This window comes from Streptomyces sp. NPDC030991, from assembly GCF_055571235.1.
Genome location: NZ_JBVIFR010000017.1, coordinates 136,893 through 154,493, shown reverse-complemented (window position 1 = coordinate 154,493; position 17,601 = coordinate 136,893). Strand labels below are relative to the sequence as shown.

Annotated in this window: 17 protein-coding genes; 13 read left to right on the top strand and 4 right to left on the bottom strand. The window is 72.1% G+C overall.

All coding sequences use genetic code 11. From position 1 onward, the window contains the following. The first annotated feature begins 502 nt into the window (after window positions 1–502). The 11 genes from ACZ45E_RS28825 to ACZ45E_RS28775 all read left to right on the top strand — a co-directional run bounded on the left by ACZ45E_RS28825 (window position 503) and on the right by ACZ45E_RS28775 (window position 13,431). On the top strand, window positions 503–2,176 hold the full coding sequence (locus tag ACZ45E_RS28825; protein ID WP_468225884.1) for a CTP synthase: 1,674 nt from the start codon (window positions 503–505) through the stop codon (window positions 2,174–2,176). 92 nt (window positions 2,177–2,268) lie between these two features. After that, on the top strand, window positions 2,269–2,904 hold the full coding sequence (locus tag ACZ45E_RS28820; protein WP_468225882.1) for an NUDIX domain-containing protein: 636 nt from the start codon (window positions 2,269–2,271) through the stop codon (window positions 2,902–2,904). Between the two features lie 371 nt (window positions 2,905–3,275). After that, entirely contained in the window at window positions 3,276–5,303 is a 2,028-nt protein-coding gene (locus ACZ45E_RS28815; RefSeq protein WP_468225879.1) for a tetratricopeptide repeat protein, read from the top strand. 145 nt (window positions 5,304–5,448) lie between these two features. Then, on the top strand, window positions 5,449–6,564 hold the full coding sequence (ald, locus tag ACZ45E_RS28810; protein ID WP_468225877.1) for an alanine dehydrogenase: 1,116 nt from the start codon (window positions 5,449–5,451) through the stop codon (window positions 6,562–6,564). A gap of 329 nt (window positions 6,565–6,893) precedes the next feature. Beyond that, window positions 6,894–8,075, top strand: a complete 1,182-nt coding sequence (locus ACZ45E_RS28805; protein ID WP_468225875.1) for a ParA family protein — start codon at window positions 6,894–6,896, stop codon at window positions 8,073–8,075. Then, window positions 8,060–8,638, top strand: coding sequence for a hypothetical protein (locus ACZ45E_RS28800; protein WP_468225872.1), 579 nt, complete (start codon window positions 8,060–8,062; stop codon window positions 8,636–8,638). The genes ACZ45E_RS28805 and ACZ45E_RS28800 overlap by 16 nt, the downstream gene beginning before the upstream one ends. A 27-nt stretch (window positions 8,639–8,665) precedes the next feature. Further along, complete coding sequence (locus tag ACZ45E_RS28795) at window positions 8,666–9,676, top strand: segregation and condensation protein A (RefSeq protein WP_468225869.1); 1,011 nt, start codon at window positions 8,666–8,668, stop codon at window positions 9,674–9,676. After that, entirely contained in the window at window positions 9,673–10,326 is a 654-nt protein-coding gene (gene scpB, locus ACZ45E_RS28790; protein ID WP_468225867.1) for an SMC-Scp complex subunit ScpB, read from the top strand. Before ACZ45E_RS28795 ends, scpB begins: the two co-directional genes overlap by 4 nt. 12 nt (window positions 10,327–10,338) lie before the next feature. After that, window positions 10,339–11,517: a pseudouridine synthase gene (locus ACZ45E_RS28785; protein ID WP_468225865.1), complete on the top strand. Its 1,179-nt coding sequence runs from the start codon at window positions 10,339–10,341 to the stop codon at window positions 11,515–11,517. Window positions 11,518–11,626: 109 nt separating this feature from the next. After that, the gene (locus ACZ45E_RS28780; RefSeq protein WP_468225862.1) at window positions 11,627–12,370 is read left to right on the top strand and encodes an NUDIX hydrolase; all 744 of its coding nucleotides are present in this window, start codon (window positions 11,627–11,629) and stop codon (window positions 12,368–12,370) included. Then, on the top strand, window positions 12,367–13,431 hold the full coding sequence (locus ACZ45E_RS28775) for an ADP-ribosylglycohydrolase family protein (RefSeq protein WP_468225859.1): 1,065 nt from the start codon (window positions 12,367–12,369) through the stop codon (window positions 13,429–13,431). The genes ACZ45E_RS28780 and ACZ45E_RS28775 overlap by 4 nt, the downstream gene beginning before the upstream one ends. Here the strand turns inward: ACZ45E_RS28775 and ACZ45E_RS28770 are convergent. Genes ACZ45E_RS28770 through ACZ45E_RS28755 form a run of 4 tightly spaced genes read right to left on the bottom strand, consistent with a single transcriptional unit; the run spans window position 13,428 to window position 15,960 of the window. Beyond that, window positions 13,428–14,144 carry a nucleotidyltransferase domain-containing protein gene (locus ACZ45E_RS28770; protein ID WP_468225857.1) on the bottom strand — a complete coding sequence of 239 codons (717 nt, stop codon included), beginning with the start codon at window positions 14,142–14,144 and terminating at the stop codon, window positions 13,428–13,430. The two genes, ACZ45E_RS28775 and ACZ45E_RS28770, sit on opposite strands and share 4 nt — an antisense overlap. Before the next feature lie 22 nt (window positions 14,145–14,166). Next, window positions 14,167–14,643: a Rieske (2Fe-2S) protein gene (locus ACZ45E_RS28765; RefSeq protein ID WP_468225855.1), complete on the bottom strand. Its 477-nt coding sequence runs from the start codon at window positions 14,641–14,643 to the stop codon at window positions 14,167–14,169. Further along, on the bottom strand, window positions 14,640–15,224 hold the full coding sequence (locus tag ACZ45E_RS28760) for a DUF6529 family protein (protein WP_468225853.1): 585 nt from the start codon (window positions 15,222–15,224) through the stop codon (window positions 14,640–14,642). Before ACZ45E_RS28760 ends, ACZ45E_RS28765 begins: the two co-directional genes overlap by 4 nt. A gap of 55 nt (window positions 15,225–15,279) precedes the next feature. Continuing rightward, on the bottom strand, window positions 15,280–15,960 hold the full coding sequence (locus ACZ45E_RS28755) for a hypothetical protein (RefSeq protein WP_468225850.1): 681 nt from the start codon (window positions 15,958–15,960) through the stop codon (window positions 15,280–15,282). A 185-nt stretch (window positions 15,961–16,145) separates the two neighbouring features. On the opposite strand from ACZ45E_RS28755, the gene aroH reads away from it, so the two are divergent. Continuing rightward, on the top strand, window positions 16,146–16,508 hold the full coding sequence (gene aroH, locus ACZ45E_RS28750) for a chorismate mutase (protein WP_468225848.1): 363 nt from the start codon (window positions 16,146–16,148) through the stop codon (window positions 16,506–16,508). Then, on the top strand, window positions 16,505–17,590 hold the full coding sequence (locus ACZ45E_RS28745) for a prephenate dehydrogenase (RefSeq protein ID WP_468225846.1): 1,086 nt from the start codon (window positions 16,505–16,507) through the stop codon (window positions 17,588–17,590). The genes aroH and ACZ45E_RS28745 overlap by 4 nt, the downstream gene beginning before the upstream one ends. Window positions 17,591–17,601: the final 11 nt, after the last annotated feature.

Genomic DNA, 17,601 nt, shown 5'->3' with positions numbered 1-17,601 from the left:
CGATCGCTATGCGGTCTCAGCGGTCTGCGGTCAACGGTCTAGATCAATCAACTGTCGACGGTCAACGTTCAACAGTCAAAAAAGGGTCAACGGATCGTCTTGATACGTCGTCGGGGTACGTCGTTGTCAAACGAACTGACGCGCCGGTGGTACCGGCAGCAGCGGACGGGCGGGGTGGTGCCGTGGTGATGCTGTTTTCCCGTGTGACTCGACAGCCGACTGTCCGAGCAGGATACGACGCGCCCAAGTGATCTGCTCGCCGCTCCTGGCAAGGCGCCTGCGCCGAACGGGTGAGCGCAGGGTGGCGGTGTTGTGTGCGTGTGGCGGCGCGTACGCGGAGCGTGGCCGGAAGCACCCTCCTCCCGTCGCTGATACCCTGGTAGCCCGTGAGCCGGTGGTCCCTGAACCCCCGAACCGCAGCGACGGCGCCTCCCCCCGAAAGTCCGGAGAGCACGCCGGTACGCACCCTCCAGACCGCGACCACGGGAGCCCCCTCTTGGCCATGACGCCCAAATCCACGACGACCAAGCACATCTTCGTCACCGGGGGTGTCGCCTCCTCCCTCGGCAAGGGCCTCACCGCCTCCAGCCTCGGGATGCTGCTCAAGGCACGGGGCCTCCGGGTCGTCATGCAGAAGCTCGACCCGTACCTCAACGTCGACCCCGGCACGATGAACCCCTTCCAGCACGGCGAGGTGTTCGTCACCAACGACGGCGCCGAGACCGACCTGGACATCGGCCACTACGAGCGCTTCCTCGACGTCGACCTCGACGGCTCGGCCAACGTCACCACCGGCCAGGTGTACTCGCAGGTCATCGCCAAGGAGCGGCGCGGCGAGTACCTGGGCGACACCGTCCAGGTCATCCCGCACATCACGAACGAGATCAAGCACCGCATCCGCCGGATGGCGACCGACGAGGTCGACGTCGTCATCACCGAGGTCGGCGGCACGGTCGGTGACATCGAGTCGCTGCCGTTCCTGGAGACCGTCCGCCAGGTCCGCCACGAGGTCGGCCGGGACAACGTGTTCGTGGTGCACATCTCGCTGCTGCCCTACATCGGCCCCTCCGGCGAGCTGAAGACCAAGCCGACCCAGCACTCGGTGGCCGCCCTGCGCAGCATCGGTATCCAGCCGGACGCCATCGTGCTGCGCTGCGACCGCGAGGTCCCGATCGCCATCAAGCGCAAGATCAGCCTGATGTGCGACGTCGACGAGACCGCCGTCATCGCCTGCCCCGACGCCCCCTCGATCTACGACATCCCGAAGGTCGTGCACAGCGAGGGCCTCGACGCGTACGTCGTCCGCAAGCTGGACCTGCCCTTCCGCGATGTGGAGTGGACGACCTGGGACGACCTGCTCGACCGCGTCCACAACCCCGACCACGAGATCGTCATGGCCCTGGTCGGCAAGTACATCGACCTGCCCGACGCCTACCTGTCGGTGACCGAGGCGCTGCGCGCCGGCGGCTTCGCCAACAAGGCCCGCGTCAAGATCAAGTGGGTCACGTCGGACGACTGCAAGACCCCGGCCGACGCCAAGAAGCAGCTCGGCGACGTCGACGCCATCTGCATCCCCGGCGGCTTCGGCGACCGCGGCGTGTCCGGCAAGGTCGGCGCGATCCAGTTCGCCCGCGAGAACAAGATCCCGCTGCTCGGCCTCTGCCTCGGCCTCCAGTGCATCGTGATCGAGGCCGCGCGGAACCTGGCCGACATCCCCGACGCCAACTCCACCGAGTTCGACGCGGCCACCGGCCACCCGGTGATCTCCACCATGGCCGAGCAGCTCGACATCGTCGCCGGTGAGGGCGACATGGGCGGCACCATGCGGCTGGGCATGTACCCGGCGAAGCTCGCCGAGGGCTCGATCGTGCGCGAGGTCTACGACGGCAAGGAGTACGTCGAGGAGCGCCACCGTCACCGCTACGAGGTGAACAACGCCTACCGCGCCGAGCTGGAGAAGAGGGCTGGCCTGCAGTTCTCCGGCACCTCCCCGGACGGCAAGCTCGTCGAGTACGTCGAGTACCCGCGCGAGGTCCACCCCTACCTGGTCGCCACCCAGGCGCACCCGGAGCTGCGCTCGCGCCCGACGCGTCCGCACCCGCTCTTCGCCGGTCTGGTGAAGGCCGCCGTCGAGCGCAAGGTGGCTGCCGCCGCTGGGGCCAAGAAGGCCAAGTGAGGCCGCTCGCCTGAGCGATGTACGGTTACCGGGGTGCGTGCCTTATGCGGCACGTGCCCCGGTTTCTTTTGTGTGTGGGAGGACGTGTCGACATGACGACGATCAAGGACACCGCCGAGAAGTGGGAGGTCCGGGCGACCGAGACCCCCTTCGTCGGGAACAAGACCTCGGTGCGCACGGACGACGTCGTCATGCCCGACGGTTCGGTGGCCCGCCGCGACTACCAGGTCCACCCCGGCTCCGTGGCCGTCCTCGCCCTCGACGACGCGGACCGGGTCCTCGTCCTGAAGCAGTACCGGCACCCCGTCTCCATGAAGCTCTGGGAGATCCCGGCCGGTCTCCTCGACGTGCCCGGCGAGAACCCGCTGCACGCCGCGCAGCGCGAGCTGTACGAGGAGGCGCACGTCAAGGCCGAGGACTGGCGCGTGCTCACCGATGTCTACACCACCCCGGGCGGCTGCTCCGAGGCCGTCCGCATCTTCCTCGCGCGCGACCTCTCCGAGGCGGAGGGGGACCGCTTCGCGGTGGAGGACGAGGAGGCCGACATGGAGCTGGCGCGGGTGCCTCTGGCGGAGCTGGTCCGCGGCGTGCTCGGCGGTGACCTGCACAACAACTGCCTGGTGGTGGGGGTGCTCTCGCTGGCCGCGGCGCGCGCGGGCGGCGGAGACGGGATCGACGGGTTGCGTCCCGCAGAGGCGGAGTGGCCGGCCCGGCCGTTCGAGGTCTGACCCGTCGTTGTCGTCGGGTGCGGCGCCGACGTGGCTGAGCGCGCAGTTCCCCGCGCCCCTGAGGCATGCGGCTTCGCCGCAGCCCCCACCGGCCCGCACCCCGCGACGCGCCCCCCGGAGGGAGGCGGGCCGGTACCGCCGCTTGTGCGACGATCCGCTGATCCGATCAGGGGACTCCGGCGCGCCGTCCGCCAAGGTCACCCGCGCCCCCTGAACTAGGCTCGGAATCGCCCCTGCCGACCCCCGGAGGGGATGGGTGAGACGGAGCGTGGCCCGTGACGGATCAGGCGGTCGAATCGGACGACGAGACGGTAGTCGAACCGCCCTCTGAGCCGTCCCGCGCAGGGCGTCGCCCCGGCCGCACCCCACCCGTGACCGGCCATCAGTTCCTCGGGCGCAGGCGCGAGTTGAAGGAGCTCCGGTCCGACATCGAGCGCGCCGGGCTCGACACCCTGTCCGGCCGCAAGGCCCCCCGCGCCCGCGTCCTGCTGATCGCGGGCCGGCCCGGCACCGGCCGCACCGCCCTCGCCGAGGAGCTGCTCCACCAGGTCGCCGACCGGTACCCGGACGGTGCGCTGCGCGCCAGACTCACCGCCCCCGGCGGCACCCCGGTACCGACCGGGCGCGTCGCCCGTGACCTGCTGAACGCGCTCGAACTGCCCGCGCCGCCCGGCGAGTCGGCCGACGACCTGACCGAACGCCTGCGCGAGGGCCTGGCCACGCGCCGGGTCGTGCTGCTCCTCGACGACGCGGGCGACGCCGAGCACGTCGACCCGCTGCTCCCCGACACCCCGGACTGCCTGGTCGTGGCCGTCGCCGAAGGGCCGCTCACCGGGATCCCCGACGTACGGCCCTGCACGCTCGGCGGGCTCGACACCAAGTCCGCGCTGGAGTTCCTGACCCGGCACACCGGATCCGTCCGGATCACCTGCGACCCGCGCTCCGCGGAATCGCTGGTCGAACTCTGCGGCGCCGAACCCGCCGCCCTGGAGATCGCCGGCGGCTGGCTCGCCACGCGCCCCAAGGAGTCCGTGGCCGACCTGGCCAGGCAACTGCACACGCTGGACGGAGAGGGTTCCGCCCTGGCCCGGGCCTTCCGGCACTCCTACGCGTCCCTGCCCGGGCCCGCCGCGCGGATACTGCGCTACCTGTCGCTGGCGCCCGAGGGCTACGTCGACCCGCACACCGCGTCCGCGCTCGCCGGCTGCTCCGTCTCCGCCGCCCGCACCACGCTCGACGACTTCGTCGCCCTCGGCCTGGTCCGCGCCGTCGACTCGCGGCTGCCGCAGTACGAGGTGCCCGGCTGTCTGATGCCGCTGCTGCGCGGACTCACCGACTCCCTCGACCGGCCCGCCGAGGTGCAGCTGGCCCGCGCCCGGATGCTGGAGCGGACCGTCCGGCTCCTGACCTCCTGCCGCGCGGTCACCGAGCCCGACGGGACGCCGGCCCGCAAGAAGCTCGCCGGGCTGCCCAGCGCCCTGCGGTTCGCGGACCGGGCGGCCGCCGCCGAGTGGCTGCGGGTACGGCAGCCCGCGCTGCTCGCCGCGGCCCGGCTGGCCGTCGCGGACGGGGATCTGGACACGCTGGCCAGGCGGTTGATGGCCGCGCTGGCGCGGGCCCTGATCGCGCACCGGGGGACCGCGGCCGCCGCGCCCGAGCTGTACGGGATCCACCGTCTCGTCCTCGACGTCGCCGAGCGCCGGGACCTTCCGAGGGAGAAGGCCGCCGCACTGCTCAACCTCGCCGACCTCGACGCCGAGACCGGGCGGACGCGCGAGGCCCTGGCCCGCTACCGGGCCGCGCTGGACGCCGGGCGGGCCGCGCAGGACCCGTACGCGACCGGCCGCGCGATGGAATCCGTAGGCGCCGCCCACCAGGAGCTCGGGGACTGGCAGCGGGCCGCCGACTGGTACGGCCGGGCCCTCGCCCAGCGGCTCACCCGGGGCGAGCGGACCGACGCCGCGCGCCTCCACGGGCGGATCGCCTCCGTCCACACGTACGCCGGCCGGTACGGCGAGGCGCTGCGGGGCTGGCGCTCGGCCGTCGCCGGGTACCGCAAGGAGGGCGACGTCCCCGCCCAGGCGAGGGCGCTCAGCGAGCTGGCCCGGGTGCAGGAGTACGCCGGGAGGCCGGAGGAGTCGCTGCGCACCTGCCAGGAGGCGGTCGAGTGGGCGCGGCAGGCCAGGGACCTCCGGTTGCAGGCGGCGCTCCAGCTGCGGCTCGCGGACACCCTGGAGCGGCTCGGTGACCCCGTCGCGGCCAGGCTGCACCGCAGTGCGGCCGAGCGCATGCTGGGAGAGGAGGCCGCCGGCGGGCCCGGCAGGGCCGCTCCGGAAGCAAACCCTTCGGAACAAGCCACTAACACCTACGAAATCCGTAGTGCATCCGCAGAAGATTGATGTATCGAAAGGCTAGACAGCTAGAAAACCTTCATTAGACTGGCTCCGCTGCGTACTTCCGTGGCGTCTCCCGGTGTGTCCTTCGGCGCACTGGTATGCAGTGCATTGCCCGGTACATCCCCTGAGCCAAGGACCGTGATCGACGATGAAGGTCGGCATCCCCCGCGAGGTCAAGAACAACGAGTTCCGGGTGGCCATCACCCCGGCCGGCGTGCATGAGCTGGTGCGCCACGGCCACCAGGTCTTCGTCGAGCAGAACGCCGGTGTGGGCTCCTCGATCCCGGACACGGAGTACGTCGCCGCGGGCGCCCGGATCCTCGGTACCGCGGACGAGGTGTGGGCCACCGCCGACCTGCTCCTGAAGGTCAAGGAGCCGATCGCGGAGGAGTACCACCGCCTCCGCAAGGACCAGACGCTCTTCACCTACCTGCACCTCGCGGCCTCCAAGGAGTGCACGGACGCGCTCCTGGAATCCGGCACGACCGCCATCGCGTACGAGACGGTCGAGACCGCCAATCGCGCGCTGCCGCTCCTCGCCCCGATGTCCGAGGTCGCGGGCCGCCTCGCCCCGCAGGTCGGCGCCTACCACCTGATGGCCGCCAACGGTGGTCGCGGCGTGCTGCCCGGCGGTGTCCCCGGCGTCCTGGCCGGCAAGGCCGTCGTCATCGGCGGTGGCGTCTCCGGCTGGAACGCCGCGCAGATCGCCATCGGCATGGGCTTCCACGTCACCCTGCTCGACAAGGACATCAACAAGCTCAAGGAAGCCGACAAGGTCTTCGGCACGAAGATCCAGACCGTCGTCTCCAACGCCTTCGAGCTGGAGAAGGCCTGCCTGGAGGCCGACCTCGTGATCGGCGCCGTGCTGATCCCCGGCGCCAAGGCCCCGAAGCTCGTCACCAACGAGCTCGTCTCGCGGATGAAGCCGGGAAGTGTCCTTGTCGACATCGCGATCGACCAGGGCGGCTGCTTCGAGGACTCGCACCCCACCACGCACGCCGAGCCGACCTTCCCGGTCCACAACTCGGTCTTCTACTGCGTGGCCAACATGCCCGGCGCCGTGCCCAACACGTCGACGTACGCGCTGACCAACGCCACGCTCCCGTACATCGTGGAGCTGGCCAACCGCGGCTGGGCCGAGGCGCTGCGCCGTGACCCCGCGCTCGCCCTGGGCCTCAACACCCATGACGGCAAGGTGGTTTACAAGGAGGTCGCGCAGGCGCACGGCCTGGACCACGTCGAGCTGGAGACGCTGCTCGGCTGAGTCCGCAGGCGACGGCGTCAACAGAAGTCGTCAATCTCACGCTCACGGCCGGACCTTGCCGAGGTCCGGCCGTACGCGCATGGGTACGGACATAGTCAACTCGCCTTGAACGTAACCCTTTAGCCGATTCGCGCCCCCGTGAAACACCCTGAAGAACCGTCCCACGCCCTTGACATGACGGTGTTGATTTGCCGACACATCGAGCCGGGTCCGGCGGATTGTGTTGCTGCGGAGCGGTGACACGCCATAGAGTCGCCAACCGTCGGCATGGTGCCACGCTGACCTATCGATAAATGTTCCTGGCCACATCCAAGGAGGTAAGACGACTTGTGAATGAGTCGACATTTACTCCCGGAGGTGGCCGGCCAGGCGGACAGGGACCCGCGGGGCTTCAAGCTGTCGGCTCCGTAGCTGTGCGTACCTTCGCGGCCCACCAGAGCGGCTCCCAGAGCAGCCCCCAGCAGAAGCCGACGCAGACAGCACACCAGAGCATGGATGGCCATCACGTGAACGCCATGGCCGGCGACCGAAGCGGCGACACACACAGCCGCTTCGCCGACTACGAGGAACTGTCCCCCGAGGGGCACTTCTACGACCCCGACGCCGAGTACGAGCCGGACCCCGAGTACGCGGCCACGCTTGCCCCGGACGCTGCCCGTCAGCGCCGTGAGCGCGTCGGTCCCACCGGGCGTACGCTGCCGTACTTCCCGATTCCAGGACCGCTGACCGACCACGGCCCGGCGAAGATCATCGCGATGTGCAACCAGAAGGGCGGCGTGGGCAAGACCACGTCGACCATCAACCTGGGTGCCGCGCTCGCCGAGTACGGCCGCCGGGTCCTGCTCGTCGACTTCGACCCGCAGGGCGCCCTCTCGGTGGGCCTGGGTGTGAACCCGATGGAGCTCGATCTCACGGTCTACAACCTGCTCATGGAGCGGGGGATGTCCGCGGACGAGGTCCTTCTCAAGACCGCCGTTCCCAACATGGACCTGCTGCCGAGCAACATCGACCTGTCCGCTGCCGAGGTGCAGTTGGTCAGCGAGGTCGCGCGCGAGTCCACGCTGCAGCGGGCGCTGAAGCCGCTGATGGCCGACTACGACTACATCGTGATCGACTGTCAGCCCTCGCTCGGCCTGCTCACGGTGAACGCGCTGACGGCCGCTCACAAGGTCATAGTGCCGCTGGAGTGCGAGTTCTTCGCGCTGCGCGGCGTGGCCCTGCTGACCGAGACCATCGAGAAGGTCCAGGAGCGCCTCAACCCGGAGCTCGAACTCGACGGCATCCTCGCCACGATGTACGACTCCCGCACGGTGCACAGCCGTGAGGTCCTGGCCCGCGTGGTCGAGGCCTTCGACGATCACGTCTACCACACGGTCATCGGGCGCACGGTCCGCTTCCCGGAGACCACGGTCGCCGGTGAGCCGATCACCACGTACGCGTCGAACTCGGTCGGTGCCGCCGCCTACCGTCAGCTCGCCAGGGAGGTGCTCGCCCGGTGTCACGCCGAGTGAGTCTGCCGGGGGCCGACGAACTGTTCCGTACGACCGGGGGAATGGCGCTGCAGTCGTCGTCGCCCCGGCGCCCGGCGAACGGCGAGGCGCGGGTCCCCGGGCCGGCCGGTGAGAGCGACGAGGCGGCCGCTGCGGCTCCCGCCGAGGAGGGCTCCGCCTCGGCGCCGTCCGCCGAGCACACGGCCGCCGAGGCCGACGCGGAGGCCGGCTCCCGCAGCCGGGCCGCCGCGGGCGAGGCCGGGGAGAAGCCGGCCGGACGCGCTTCCGGCGGCGGACAGGACGGCTCCGGCGGTGGGCGCGGCTCGACCGCGGCCGCGCGCCGCCGCTCCCGTGCCGCCAACCGGCGCCCCAGCGGCCGCGAGCGACACGACGAGAAGATCACCGTGTACGTCTCCGCCGAGGAGCTGATGGACCTCGAGCACGCCCGGCTGGTGCTCCGCGGTGAGCACGGACTCGCCGTCGACCGGGGCCGCATCGTCCGCGAGGCCGTCGCCGTGGTCCTGGCCGATCTGGAGTCCCGCGGGGACGCGAGCATTCTCGTACGCCGGCTGCGTGGTCGCTAGTTCCGCTCGGGGTAGCCTCCGGCTCTGATGCGCGTGAACGATTCCTCCCTCCCACCCGGCCGGGGCGCCCGTCGGCGCGCGCTGGGCCGCGGGGCGGCCGCCGAGCCGGCGCCGGAGCCGGCGCCCGGGCCGGAGGCGGTACCGGAGAGCGGGACCGCGGCGGAGCCCGAGGCCGACGACGGGCGCTTCAAGGTGCGGCTCGCCAACTTCGAGGGCCCTTTCGACCTGCTGCTCCAGCTGATCTCGAAGCACAAGCTCGACGTCACCGAGGTCGCGCTGTCGAAGGTCACCGACGAGTTCATGGCGCACATCCGCGCCATGGGTCCGGACTGGGACCTCGACCAGACGACCGAGTTCCTCGTCGTCGCCGCGACCCTGCTCGATCTGAAGGCCGCCCGGCTGCTGCCCACCGCCGAGGTGGAGGACGAGGCCGACCTCGCGCTCCTCGAAGCCCGTGACCTGCTCTTCGCGCGGCTGCTCCAGTACCGCGCGTACAAGCGCATCGCCGACATCTTCAGCGGGCGGCTCGACGACGAGGCACGGCGCCATCCGCGCACCGTGGGCCTCGAACCGCACCACGCGGAGCTGCTGCCCGACGTCGTCATCAGCATCGGCCCCGAGGGGTTCGCCAGGCTGGCGGTGAAGGCGATGCAGCCCAGGCCGAAGCCGCAGGTGTACGTCGAACACATCCACGCCCCGCTGGTCAGCGTCCAGGAGCAGGCCGCTCTGGTGGTGGCGAGGCTCCGGGAGCTCGGCGAGGCGAACTTTCGCGACCTCGTGGCCGACACCGACGACACGCTGACGGTGGTGGCGCGGTTCCTGGCGCTGCTGGAGCTGTACCGGGAGAAGGTCGTCGCCCTGGACCAGGAGACCGCGCTCGGGGAGCTCCTCGTGCGCTGGACCGGGGGCGACGGCGCGACGGAGGCCGTGGTGACCGACGAGTTCGACCGGGCGCCCGAGGTCCCCCAGGCGCCTGTGGCCCCTGAGGCCCCCGGGGGTTTTGATGACGAAGGCCGGCAGAAGGAGGGCGCGGAGTGAGCGTGGAGACCGAGAGTGCCGGGAGCGGCGGTGTGGCCGAACTCGCACTCAAGCCGGCTCTCGAAGCCGTCCTGATGGTCGTGGACGAGCCCGCGACCGAGGAGCATCTCGCCAAGATCCTCCAGCGGCCCCGGCGGGCCGTCGCCGGTGCGCTGCGGGAGCTGGCCGACGAGTACACCGTCCAGGGGCGCGGCTTCGAGCTGCGGCGCGTCGCCGGGGGCTGGCGGTTCTCCACGCGGCCCGAGTACACCGAGGCCGTCGAGGGCTTCGTGCTCGACGGGCAGGTCGCCCGGCTCACCCAGGCCGCGCTGGAGACCCTGGCGGTCGTCGCCTACCGCCAGCCGGTCAGCCGGTCCCGGGTCTCCGCGGTGCGCGGAGTCAACTGTGACGGGGTCATGCGGACCCTGTTGCAGAGGGGGCTGGTGGAGGAGGCGGGCGCGGAACCCGAAACAGGTGCGATCCTGTACAGGACGACGAACTACTTTCTGGAGCGGATGGGCCTGCGCGGCCTGGACGAGCTGCCGGAGCTCGCGCCCTTCCTCCCCGAGGCGGACGCGATCGAGGCCGAGACGCTGGAAGGGGTTCCGTCGTTCGACCCGGACGCACCCGATGCGCCGGGTTCCGAGTACAACGAGCGCACAGTCGACTAGACGGAATCTTTGATGCGAAACAGCAGCGGCAGGAACAGCAGCGGAAACAACGGCGGGAGCCGTGGTGGCAACAGCGGCGGCCGCGGCGGTAGCGGCGGTGGCGCCCGCGGCGCAAGCGGCGGCGGTCCGCGCGGCGGGAGCAGCGGCGGCGGCGGTCGCGGCAACTACCGCGGCGCCGGCAACGACCGCGACGAGAAGCAGGCGAGCGCCGGCCGTCCCAAGAATCCGCGTCCCGAGGAGCGGCGTTACGACGTCGGCCCCGGCGGCTCGCAGGAAGGTCCGAAGTCGGGCCGCGGCGCCTCGGCGCGGGGCGGCGCCAAGGGCGGCCCCAAGCAGGGCCAGCGCACCGGCGGCCGGACGGCCCCCGCGCGCTCCCGCGAGTACGAGACGCGGGCCGAGGAGCGCAACCGCGACCGGTACGCGGGCAAGCCCGAGATCAAGCTGCCCAAGACCTTCCCCGGCGCCGAGCAGGAGGGCGAGCGGCTGCAGAAGGTGCTGGCCCGTGCGGGATACGGCTCGCGCCGTGCCTGTGAGGAGCTGGTCGAGCAGTCCCGTGTCGAGGTCAACGGCGAGATCGTCGTGGAGCAGGGCATGCGCGTCGACACGGACAAGGACGTCATCAAGGTCGACGGCCTGACCGTGGCCACGCAGTCGTACCAGTTCTTCGTCCTGAACAAGCCGGCCGGCGTCGTCTCCACCATGGAGGACAACGAAGGACGGCAGTGCCTCGGCGACTACACGAACAACCGTGAGACGCGGCTGTTCCACGTCGGGCGGCTCGACACCGAGACCGAGGGTGTCATCCTGCTCACCAACCACGGCGAGCTGGCGCACCGGCTGACCCACCCCAAGTACGGCGTGAAGAAGGTCTACCTCGCGCACATCGTCGGCCCGATCCCGCGCGACCTGGGCAAGCAGCTGAAGGACGGCATCCAGCTGGAGGACGGGTACGCCAAGGCGGACCACTTCCGCGTCGTCGAGCAGACCGGCAAGAACTACCTGGTCGAGGTCACCCTGCACGAGGGCCGCAAGCACATCGTGCGGCGCATGCTCGCCGAGGCCGGCTTCCCCGTCGACAAGCTGGTCCGGGTCGCCTTCGGGCCGATCACGCTCGGCGACCAGAAGTCGGGCTGGCTGCGGCGCCTGTCGAACACCGAGGTCGGCATGCTGATGCAGGAAGTCGATCTGTAGGACCCCCAGGACCCCGGCGGACCCGGCCCATCGGGTCGGCCCCGGGTCTTGTCCGCGGCAGCCCCCTCCCTTTAAAGTCAGTTAGACCAATAAGGGAGGGGGCTGCCGCATGCACGGCTACGACAAACACGCCTATGAGCCCTTCGCCGTCACCGTCGACCTCGCCGTCTTCACACTCCGGGACGGCCGGCTGCAGATCCTGCTCGTCCAGCGCGGCCAGGACCCGTACGCGGGACGCTGGGCGCTGCCCGGCGGATTCCTGGCGCCCGGCGAGTCCGCGGAGAGCGCGGCACGGCGCGAGCTCGCCGAGGAGACCGGGCTGAGCGAGGTGGCCGGGCTGCACCTGGAGCAGTTGCGCACCTACAGCGAACCGGACCGCGACCCCCGGATGCGGGTCGTCTCCGTCGCCTTCGCCGCGCTCGTGCCGGACGCCCCGCAGGCCCGCGGGGGCGGGGACGCCGCCCGCGCCGCCTGGCTGCCGTACGAGCCCGGCGCCCGTGGCGCGTACGGGCCGCTCGCCTTCGACCACGCCGAGATCCTCGCCGACGCCCACCGGCGGATCGGCGGCAAGCTCGAGTACACCTGCCTGGCCACGGCGTTCTGCCCGCCCGAGTTCACGCTCGGCGAGCTGCGCCAGGTCTACGAGGTCGTGTGGGGGACCGAGCTCGACCCGGCGAACTTCCGGCGCAAGGTGCTCGCCACCCCCGGCTTCGTCGCACAGATCCCCGGCGCCTCCCGGCTCACCGGCGGCCGCGGCAAACCCGCCGCCCTGTACCGGGCCGGCGGCGCCATCGCCCTGCTGCCGCCGCTGCTCAAGCCCACGCCCGACACCACGGAAGGACCCCGCCGATGACCCCGAGGACCGACCACCCGGCCACCGGATCGCTGCTCGGGCTCGCCCTCGGGGACGCGCTCGGGTTCCCGACCGAGTTCAACGACGTACCGGCGATCCTGGCCAAGTGCGGGCCCTGGCGCGAGATGGAGCTGCCCGGCCCGGTCGCGTACATCACCGACGACACCCAGATGGCGCTCGCCGTCGCCCGGGGCCTGCGCACCGCCACCGGACGGGGGCCGCTCGGGCCAGAGCTCTTCGAGCCGCCGCTGCGCGCGGAGTTCGTCGACTGGTACCGGTCGCCGGAGAACAACCGCGCGCCCGGCAACACCTGCCTGAGCGCCTGCGACCGACTCACGGCCGGGGACCTGGCCTGGCAGGACGCCAGCCAGCCGCACTCCAAGGGGTGCGGCGCCAACATGCGGGTCACCCCGCTCGGACTCCTGCCGGGGCTGAGCGGCGAACAGCGGGCGGGCGCCGCCCAGTTGCAGGCCGGACTGACCCACGGTCACCCCACGGCGCTGGCCGCGTCCGACCTCACCGCGCACGCCGTACGCCTCCTCGCCCAGGGCGCCGAACCCACCGGGCTCGTGGGCCTCCTGCGCTCGTACGCGTACGAGAACCGCGAGACGTACCACGAGCGGTGGCTCGGCGACCTGTGGACGCGGGGCGGGGCGGCGTCCCCCGAGACGTTCATCGCGGCCGGCTGGGACGAGTGCCTCGGCGTGCTCGACCGGCTGCGCACCGCACTGGCCGCCCCCTCCCCGGAGACCGACCCCTGCCTCGCCACCGGCGCGGGCTGGATCGCCGAGGAGGCGCTCGCCACCGCCCTGGCGTGCTTCCTGCTCTTCGTGGACGAACCGGTGCTCGCGCTGCGCCGCGCCGCCTGCACCTCCGGCGACTCGGACTCGATCGCGGCCCTGACCGGCGCCTTCGCGGGCGCTCACCTGGGGGCGGACGCCTGGCCGAAGGAGTGGGTGCGGCGCATCGAGCACCACGACGAACTGCTCGCCCTCGGGGCTGAGTGGGACGGGGCTCCGGAGGCGCCCCTGAGGCGGTCCGGCAGCGTTCCGGTGCTCTAACCGGCCGCCGCGAGGGCCGAGGCGCGGCGGGTGCGGACCAGGAACTCCTCGATCCGGGCCCGGTCCGGTTCCGCCGGGAGCGGGGTGTGCGCCGCCGCCTCGTCCGCCTCGGCCGCCAGCCGGGTCATCCGGCGGTCGATCTCCGGCCACGCCACCTCGCCGCGCTCCACCGCGAGCAGCGCCTCGCGCTCCTCGCCGACGTCGATCGTCAGCTCGCCGGTGCGCAGCAGATCGCGGCAGGAGACCAGCAGGCGCAGCAGGTGCATCGCGTGCTTCCAGCGCGGGGCGCCGTGGGTGCGGACATCGGCCTCCAGCTTCCTGCGCTGGCCCGCCGCGTAGCGCGCGAACGTGGCGTGGGCCCGGCGGGAGAGGAACGCGCCGCGCAGGGCGAGCAGTTCGCGCCCCGTGGGCGTGGTGTGCTCGACGAGCGGGGAGTGCAGGCACTCCAGGACGTTCGGGTTGGCGCGCAGCGCCAGTTCGCAGAAGCGCTCCAGCTCCCAGGAGAACTGTTCCGGCGCCGGGCCCTCGACGTGGGCCGGCGGCTTCTCGAACCGCCAGTACAGCGGGGTCGGCGCCAGGTACACGCCGCGCCGGTCCGTGTCGCTCGCCTCCGTGGCCAGGCCGAAGGCGCGCGAGCCCATGACGCAGGCGTAGACCGTGTGGTCCCGCACCAGCTCGGCCGGTCGCGGGTGGGGCGGATGTCGCGGGTCCATGCCCGGAGCGTACGGCGTGGCCTCAGCCGAGCGAGATCGATTTTCCGGTGACCGTGATCTTCTGGGGCGGCAGCGGGCGCGGCGCGGGACCGCCCGCCACCGAGCCGTCCGCGACCCGGTACTTCGAGCCGTGGCACGGGCAGTTGATCGTGCCGCCCGACACCTCCTCGACCGCGCAGCCCTGATGCGTACAGACCGCGGAGAACGCCTTGAAGTCGCCCTGGACGGGCTGGGTCACCACGACCTTCTTGTCGGCGAAGACCTTGCCGCCGCCCACCGGGATGTCGGACGTCTTCGCCAGCTCGTCCGCCGCGGGCGGCTGCCGGGAGGCGGACCCGGAGGCCGGGCCGGCGGGCGCGCTCGTCGTACCCGGGGCGGTGGGGGAGGGCGCCGGGGCATCGCCGCCCCCGCCGCCCTCGTCGCCGTACTTGCTGCACCCCGCCGCGAGCACCGCCGCGCCCGCGACGAGCACGCTGCGCCGGGCCGCCACCCGCCTCACGTCGTCACCCCCACCGTGCGGAAGAACCACAGCGCCGACGTCAGCCACAGCAGCGTGAGGACCGCGAACGTCAGCCCGCCCACCACCGGCAGCAGCCAGCCGGGCAGCCGCTCCACACGCAGCAGCAGCATCTTGGCGCTGAACGCGCCGAAGAAGAAGCAGCCGAGGAACGAGTGCCACATGACGCGGGTCGAGTACGTCTGGTAGCCGAGCGCGTAGAGACAGTGGACCGCGACCGGCACCGCCACCAGGAACGCGATCCGGCCCGACCAGCGGTGCAGGGCGGGCGCCCACGAGGGGCCGTGCAGCTTCCCGTAGACCATGAACGCCGAGACGACCTGCACCAGTACGAAGGCGAACGCCACCGTCGACAGCCAGGACTTCACCGCGCTGGTGCTGGAGAACCCGGCCAGGTTGAAGGCCGTGCCGCCGGGGTCGTGGACCTTGCCGTACGCACCGAGCGCCACGGCCACCACGGCCGCGACGGCGGCGGGCAGCAGATAGCGAGCCGGGTGCGGGCGGCGGTGACCGGGGTCCGGGCCCGGGAAACTCTGGGTCGCGGCGTTCGGATCGATGGTCATGGGCTCCCCCTCGCGAAGTCGGACGGTCGGCGGGACCAACAGGGGCGGCGGACGGTCAGGGGACGACGGGGCGCGCGGTCAGCTGCTCGCCGTCGACGGTGACGGCGCCGCTCTCCGGGTCGATCGGGGGCGCCGCGGACGGTTTGTCGTCCCGTCGCACGATGCCGACCTGACGGCCGTCGGGCAGCACGATCCAGCCGCCGTCCACCTTCGCGCCGCGCACCTCGGTGGTCGCGCGGTACAGGCCGGACGGCTTGACCGCCTTCTTCGCGGTGAAGCCGTACGAGCGGCCCTCGATCCGCACGGTGCCGCGGATCCGGTCACCCGCGAGGGTGCCGTCGAGCGAGGCGCCGTGGCGGCCGCTCAGCTTCATCGAGCCGTCGTCCCCGACGTTCCCCTTCAGCCAGGACTCCTTGGATCGGCCGTCGCAGAAGTAGGCGATCGCCTTGCCGCCACGGCCACCGCGTACGGAGACGGAGACGGCCGCGCTGTCGTCGTCGGTACGCCCCGCGTAGCTGGTCCTCGCCCGGGCCGCCTTCGACGGGCTCGCGCTCCGGCCGGGGCTCGGGCTCGCCGTCGGCGAGGTCGGCGCGGGCGACGGTGAGGCGGTCCGTGTGGCGGCGGGAGCGCCCGCGTACGACGCCCCGTCCTCGCCCGTCGTCGCGTTGAGCACCAGCATGAACACCGCCAGGGCCAGACCGGCGAAGAGCGTGTAGAGGGGTCCTGAGCGCTTCATGACGAGCCTCCCCCGAGGCGGCACGGTGCCGCCCTCCATGCAAGCAGCTCCGGTCGAGTGGCGACAGGGTGTGACCCGCGCGACATTGGGGCGCGTCTCGACAGACGGGCGCCGCGCCTCCCCGCCCGGCGCCCCAACTAGGCTGGACCATGGCAGACGCATGAACATGATCAAGGAGTGACGCCGTGGCGGTACGAGCGGTCCGGGGCGCCGTGCAACTCGAACGTGACGAGGCGGGGCACATGGACGAGCAGGTCAGCGATCTGCTCACCGCCGTCCTCGACCGGAACGGGCTCAGCCGCGACGACCTGATCTCCATCTGGTTCACGGCCACGCCCGACCTGCACTCCGACTTCCCGGCGGCCGCCGCCCGCAAGCTCGGCATCGTCGACGTCCCCCTGATCTGCGCACAGGAACTGGACATCGCCGGCGCCATGCCGCGGGTCGTCCGCGTCCTCGCGCACATCGAGACCGAGCTGCCACGGTCCGAGGTCACCCACGTCTACCTCGGTGCGGCGGCCGCCCTGCGCAAGGACATCGCCCAGTGAGAACCGCACTCGTCATCGGCACCGGCCTCATCGGCACCTCCGCCGCCCTGGCCCTCGCCTCGCGCGGCGTCACCGTGCACCTCGCCGACCACGACACGGCGCAGGCCCGCACCGCCGCCGCGCTCGGCGCCGGGACCGACGAGGCGCCGCAGGGCACCGTCGACCTGTGCGTCGTCGCGGTGCCGCCGGCCCACGTGGCCGCGACCCTGGCGGGCGCCATGCGCGACGGCGCCGCCCGCGCCTACCTCGACGTCGCCAGCGTCAAGGGCGGCCCGCGCCGCGAACTCGAAGCGCTCGGCCTCGACCTCACCACGTACATCGGCACGCACCCGATGAGCGGCCGGGAGCGCAGCGGCCCGCTCGCCGCCACCGCCGACCTCTTCGAGGGCCGGCCCTGGGTGCTGACCCCGACCCCCGCCACCGACACCGAGGTCCTGAACGTCGCCCTCGAACTGGTCGCCCTGTGCCGCGCCGTGCCCGTCGTGATGGACGCCGACGCCCACGACCGGGCCGTCGCCCTCGTCTCGCACATGCCCCACCTGGTCTCCAGCATGGTCGCGGCCCGCCTGGAGGACGCCGAGGAGAGCGCCGTACGGCTCTGCGGACAGGGCATCAGGGACGTGACCCGGATCGCGGCCTCGGAGCCGGGCATGTGGATCGACATCCTCTCCGCGAACCCCGGACCCGTCGCCGACCTGCTCTCGGCGGTCTCCGCCGACCTCGACGAGACGGTCCGGGCGCTGCGCTCCCTGCAGTCGAGCGACGACGCCAAGCGACGCGAGGGCGCCGGCGGCGTCGAGACGATGCTGCGCCGGGGCAACGCGGGACAGAGCCGGGTCCCCGGCAAGCACGGGGCAGCCCCGGCGGCGTACGAGATCGTCGCCGTCCTCATCTCCGACCAGCCCGGCGAGCTGGCCCGCATCTTCGCCGACGCGGGCGCCGCCGGCGTCAACGTCGAGGACGTCCGCATCGAGCACGCGACCGGTCAGCAGGCCGGTTTCGTTCAGCTCATGGTGCAGCCCGCGGCGGCCCCCAGGCTGGCGGCGGCGCTGCGCGAGCGCGGCTGGTCCATGCGGCAGTAAGAGGCGCCTGC

Excerpts from the sequence above, each read along its gene's own strand:
- ACZ45E_RS28825 (WP_468225884.1), top strand. The coding sequence starts at position 503 with ATGACGCCCAAATCCACGACGACCAAGCACATCTTCGTCACCGGGGGT.
- ACZ45E_RS28820 (WP_468225882.1), top strand. The coding sequence starts at position 2,269 with ATGACGACGATCAAGGACACCGCCGAGAAGTGGGAGGTCCGGGCGACC.
- ald (WP_468225877.1), top strand. The coding sequence starts at position 5,449 with ATGAAGGTCGGCATCCCCCGCGAGGTCAAGAACAACGAGTTCCGGGTG.
- ACZ45E_RS28795 (WP_468225869.1), top strand. The coding sequence starts at position 8,666 with ATGCGCGTGAACGATTCCTCCCTCCCACCCGGCCGGGGCGCCCGTCGG.
- ACZ45E_RS28785 (WP_468225865.1), top strand. The coding sequence starts at position 10,339 with ATGCGAAACAGCAGCGGCAGGAACAGCAGCGGAAACAACGGCGGGAGC.
- ACZ45E_RS28780 (WP_468225862.1), top strand. The coding sequence starts at position 11,627 with ATGCACGGCTACGACAAACACGCCTATGAGCCCTTCGCCGTCACCGTC.
- ACZ45E_RS28775 (WP_468225859.1), top strand. The coding sequence starts at position 12,367 with ATGACCCCGAGGACCGACCACCCGGCCACCGGATCGCTGCTCGGGCTC.
- ACZ45E_RS28770 (WP_468225857.1), bottom strand. The coding sequence starts at position 14,144 with ATGGACCCGCGACATCCGCCCCACCCGCGACCGGCCGAGCTGGTGCGG.
- ACZ45E_RS28760 (WP_468225853.1), bottom strand. The coding sequence starts at position 15,224 with ATGACCATCGATCCGAACGCCGCGACCCAGAGTTTCCCGGGCCCGGAC.
- ACZ45E_RS28755 (WP_468225850.1), bottom strand. The coding sequence starts at position 15,960 with ATGAAGCGCTCAGGACCCCTCTACACGCTCTTCGCCGGTCTGGCCCTG.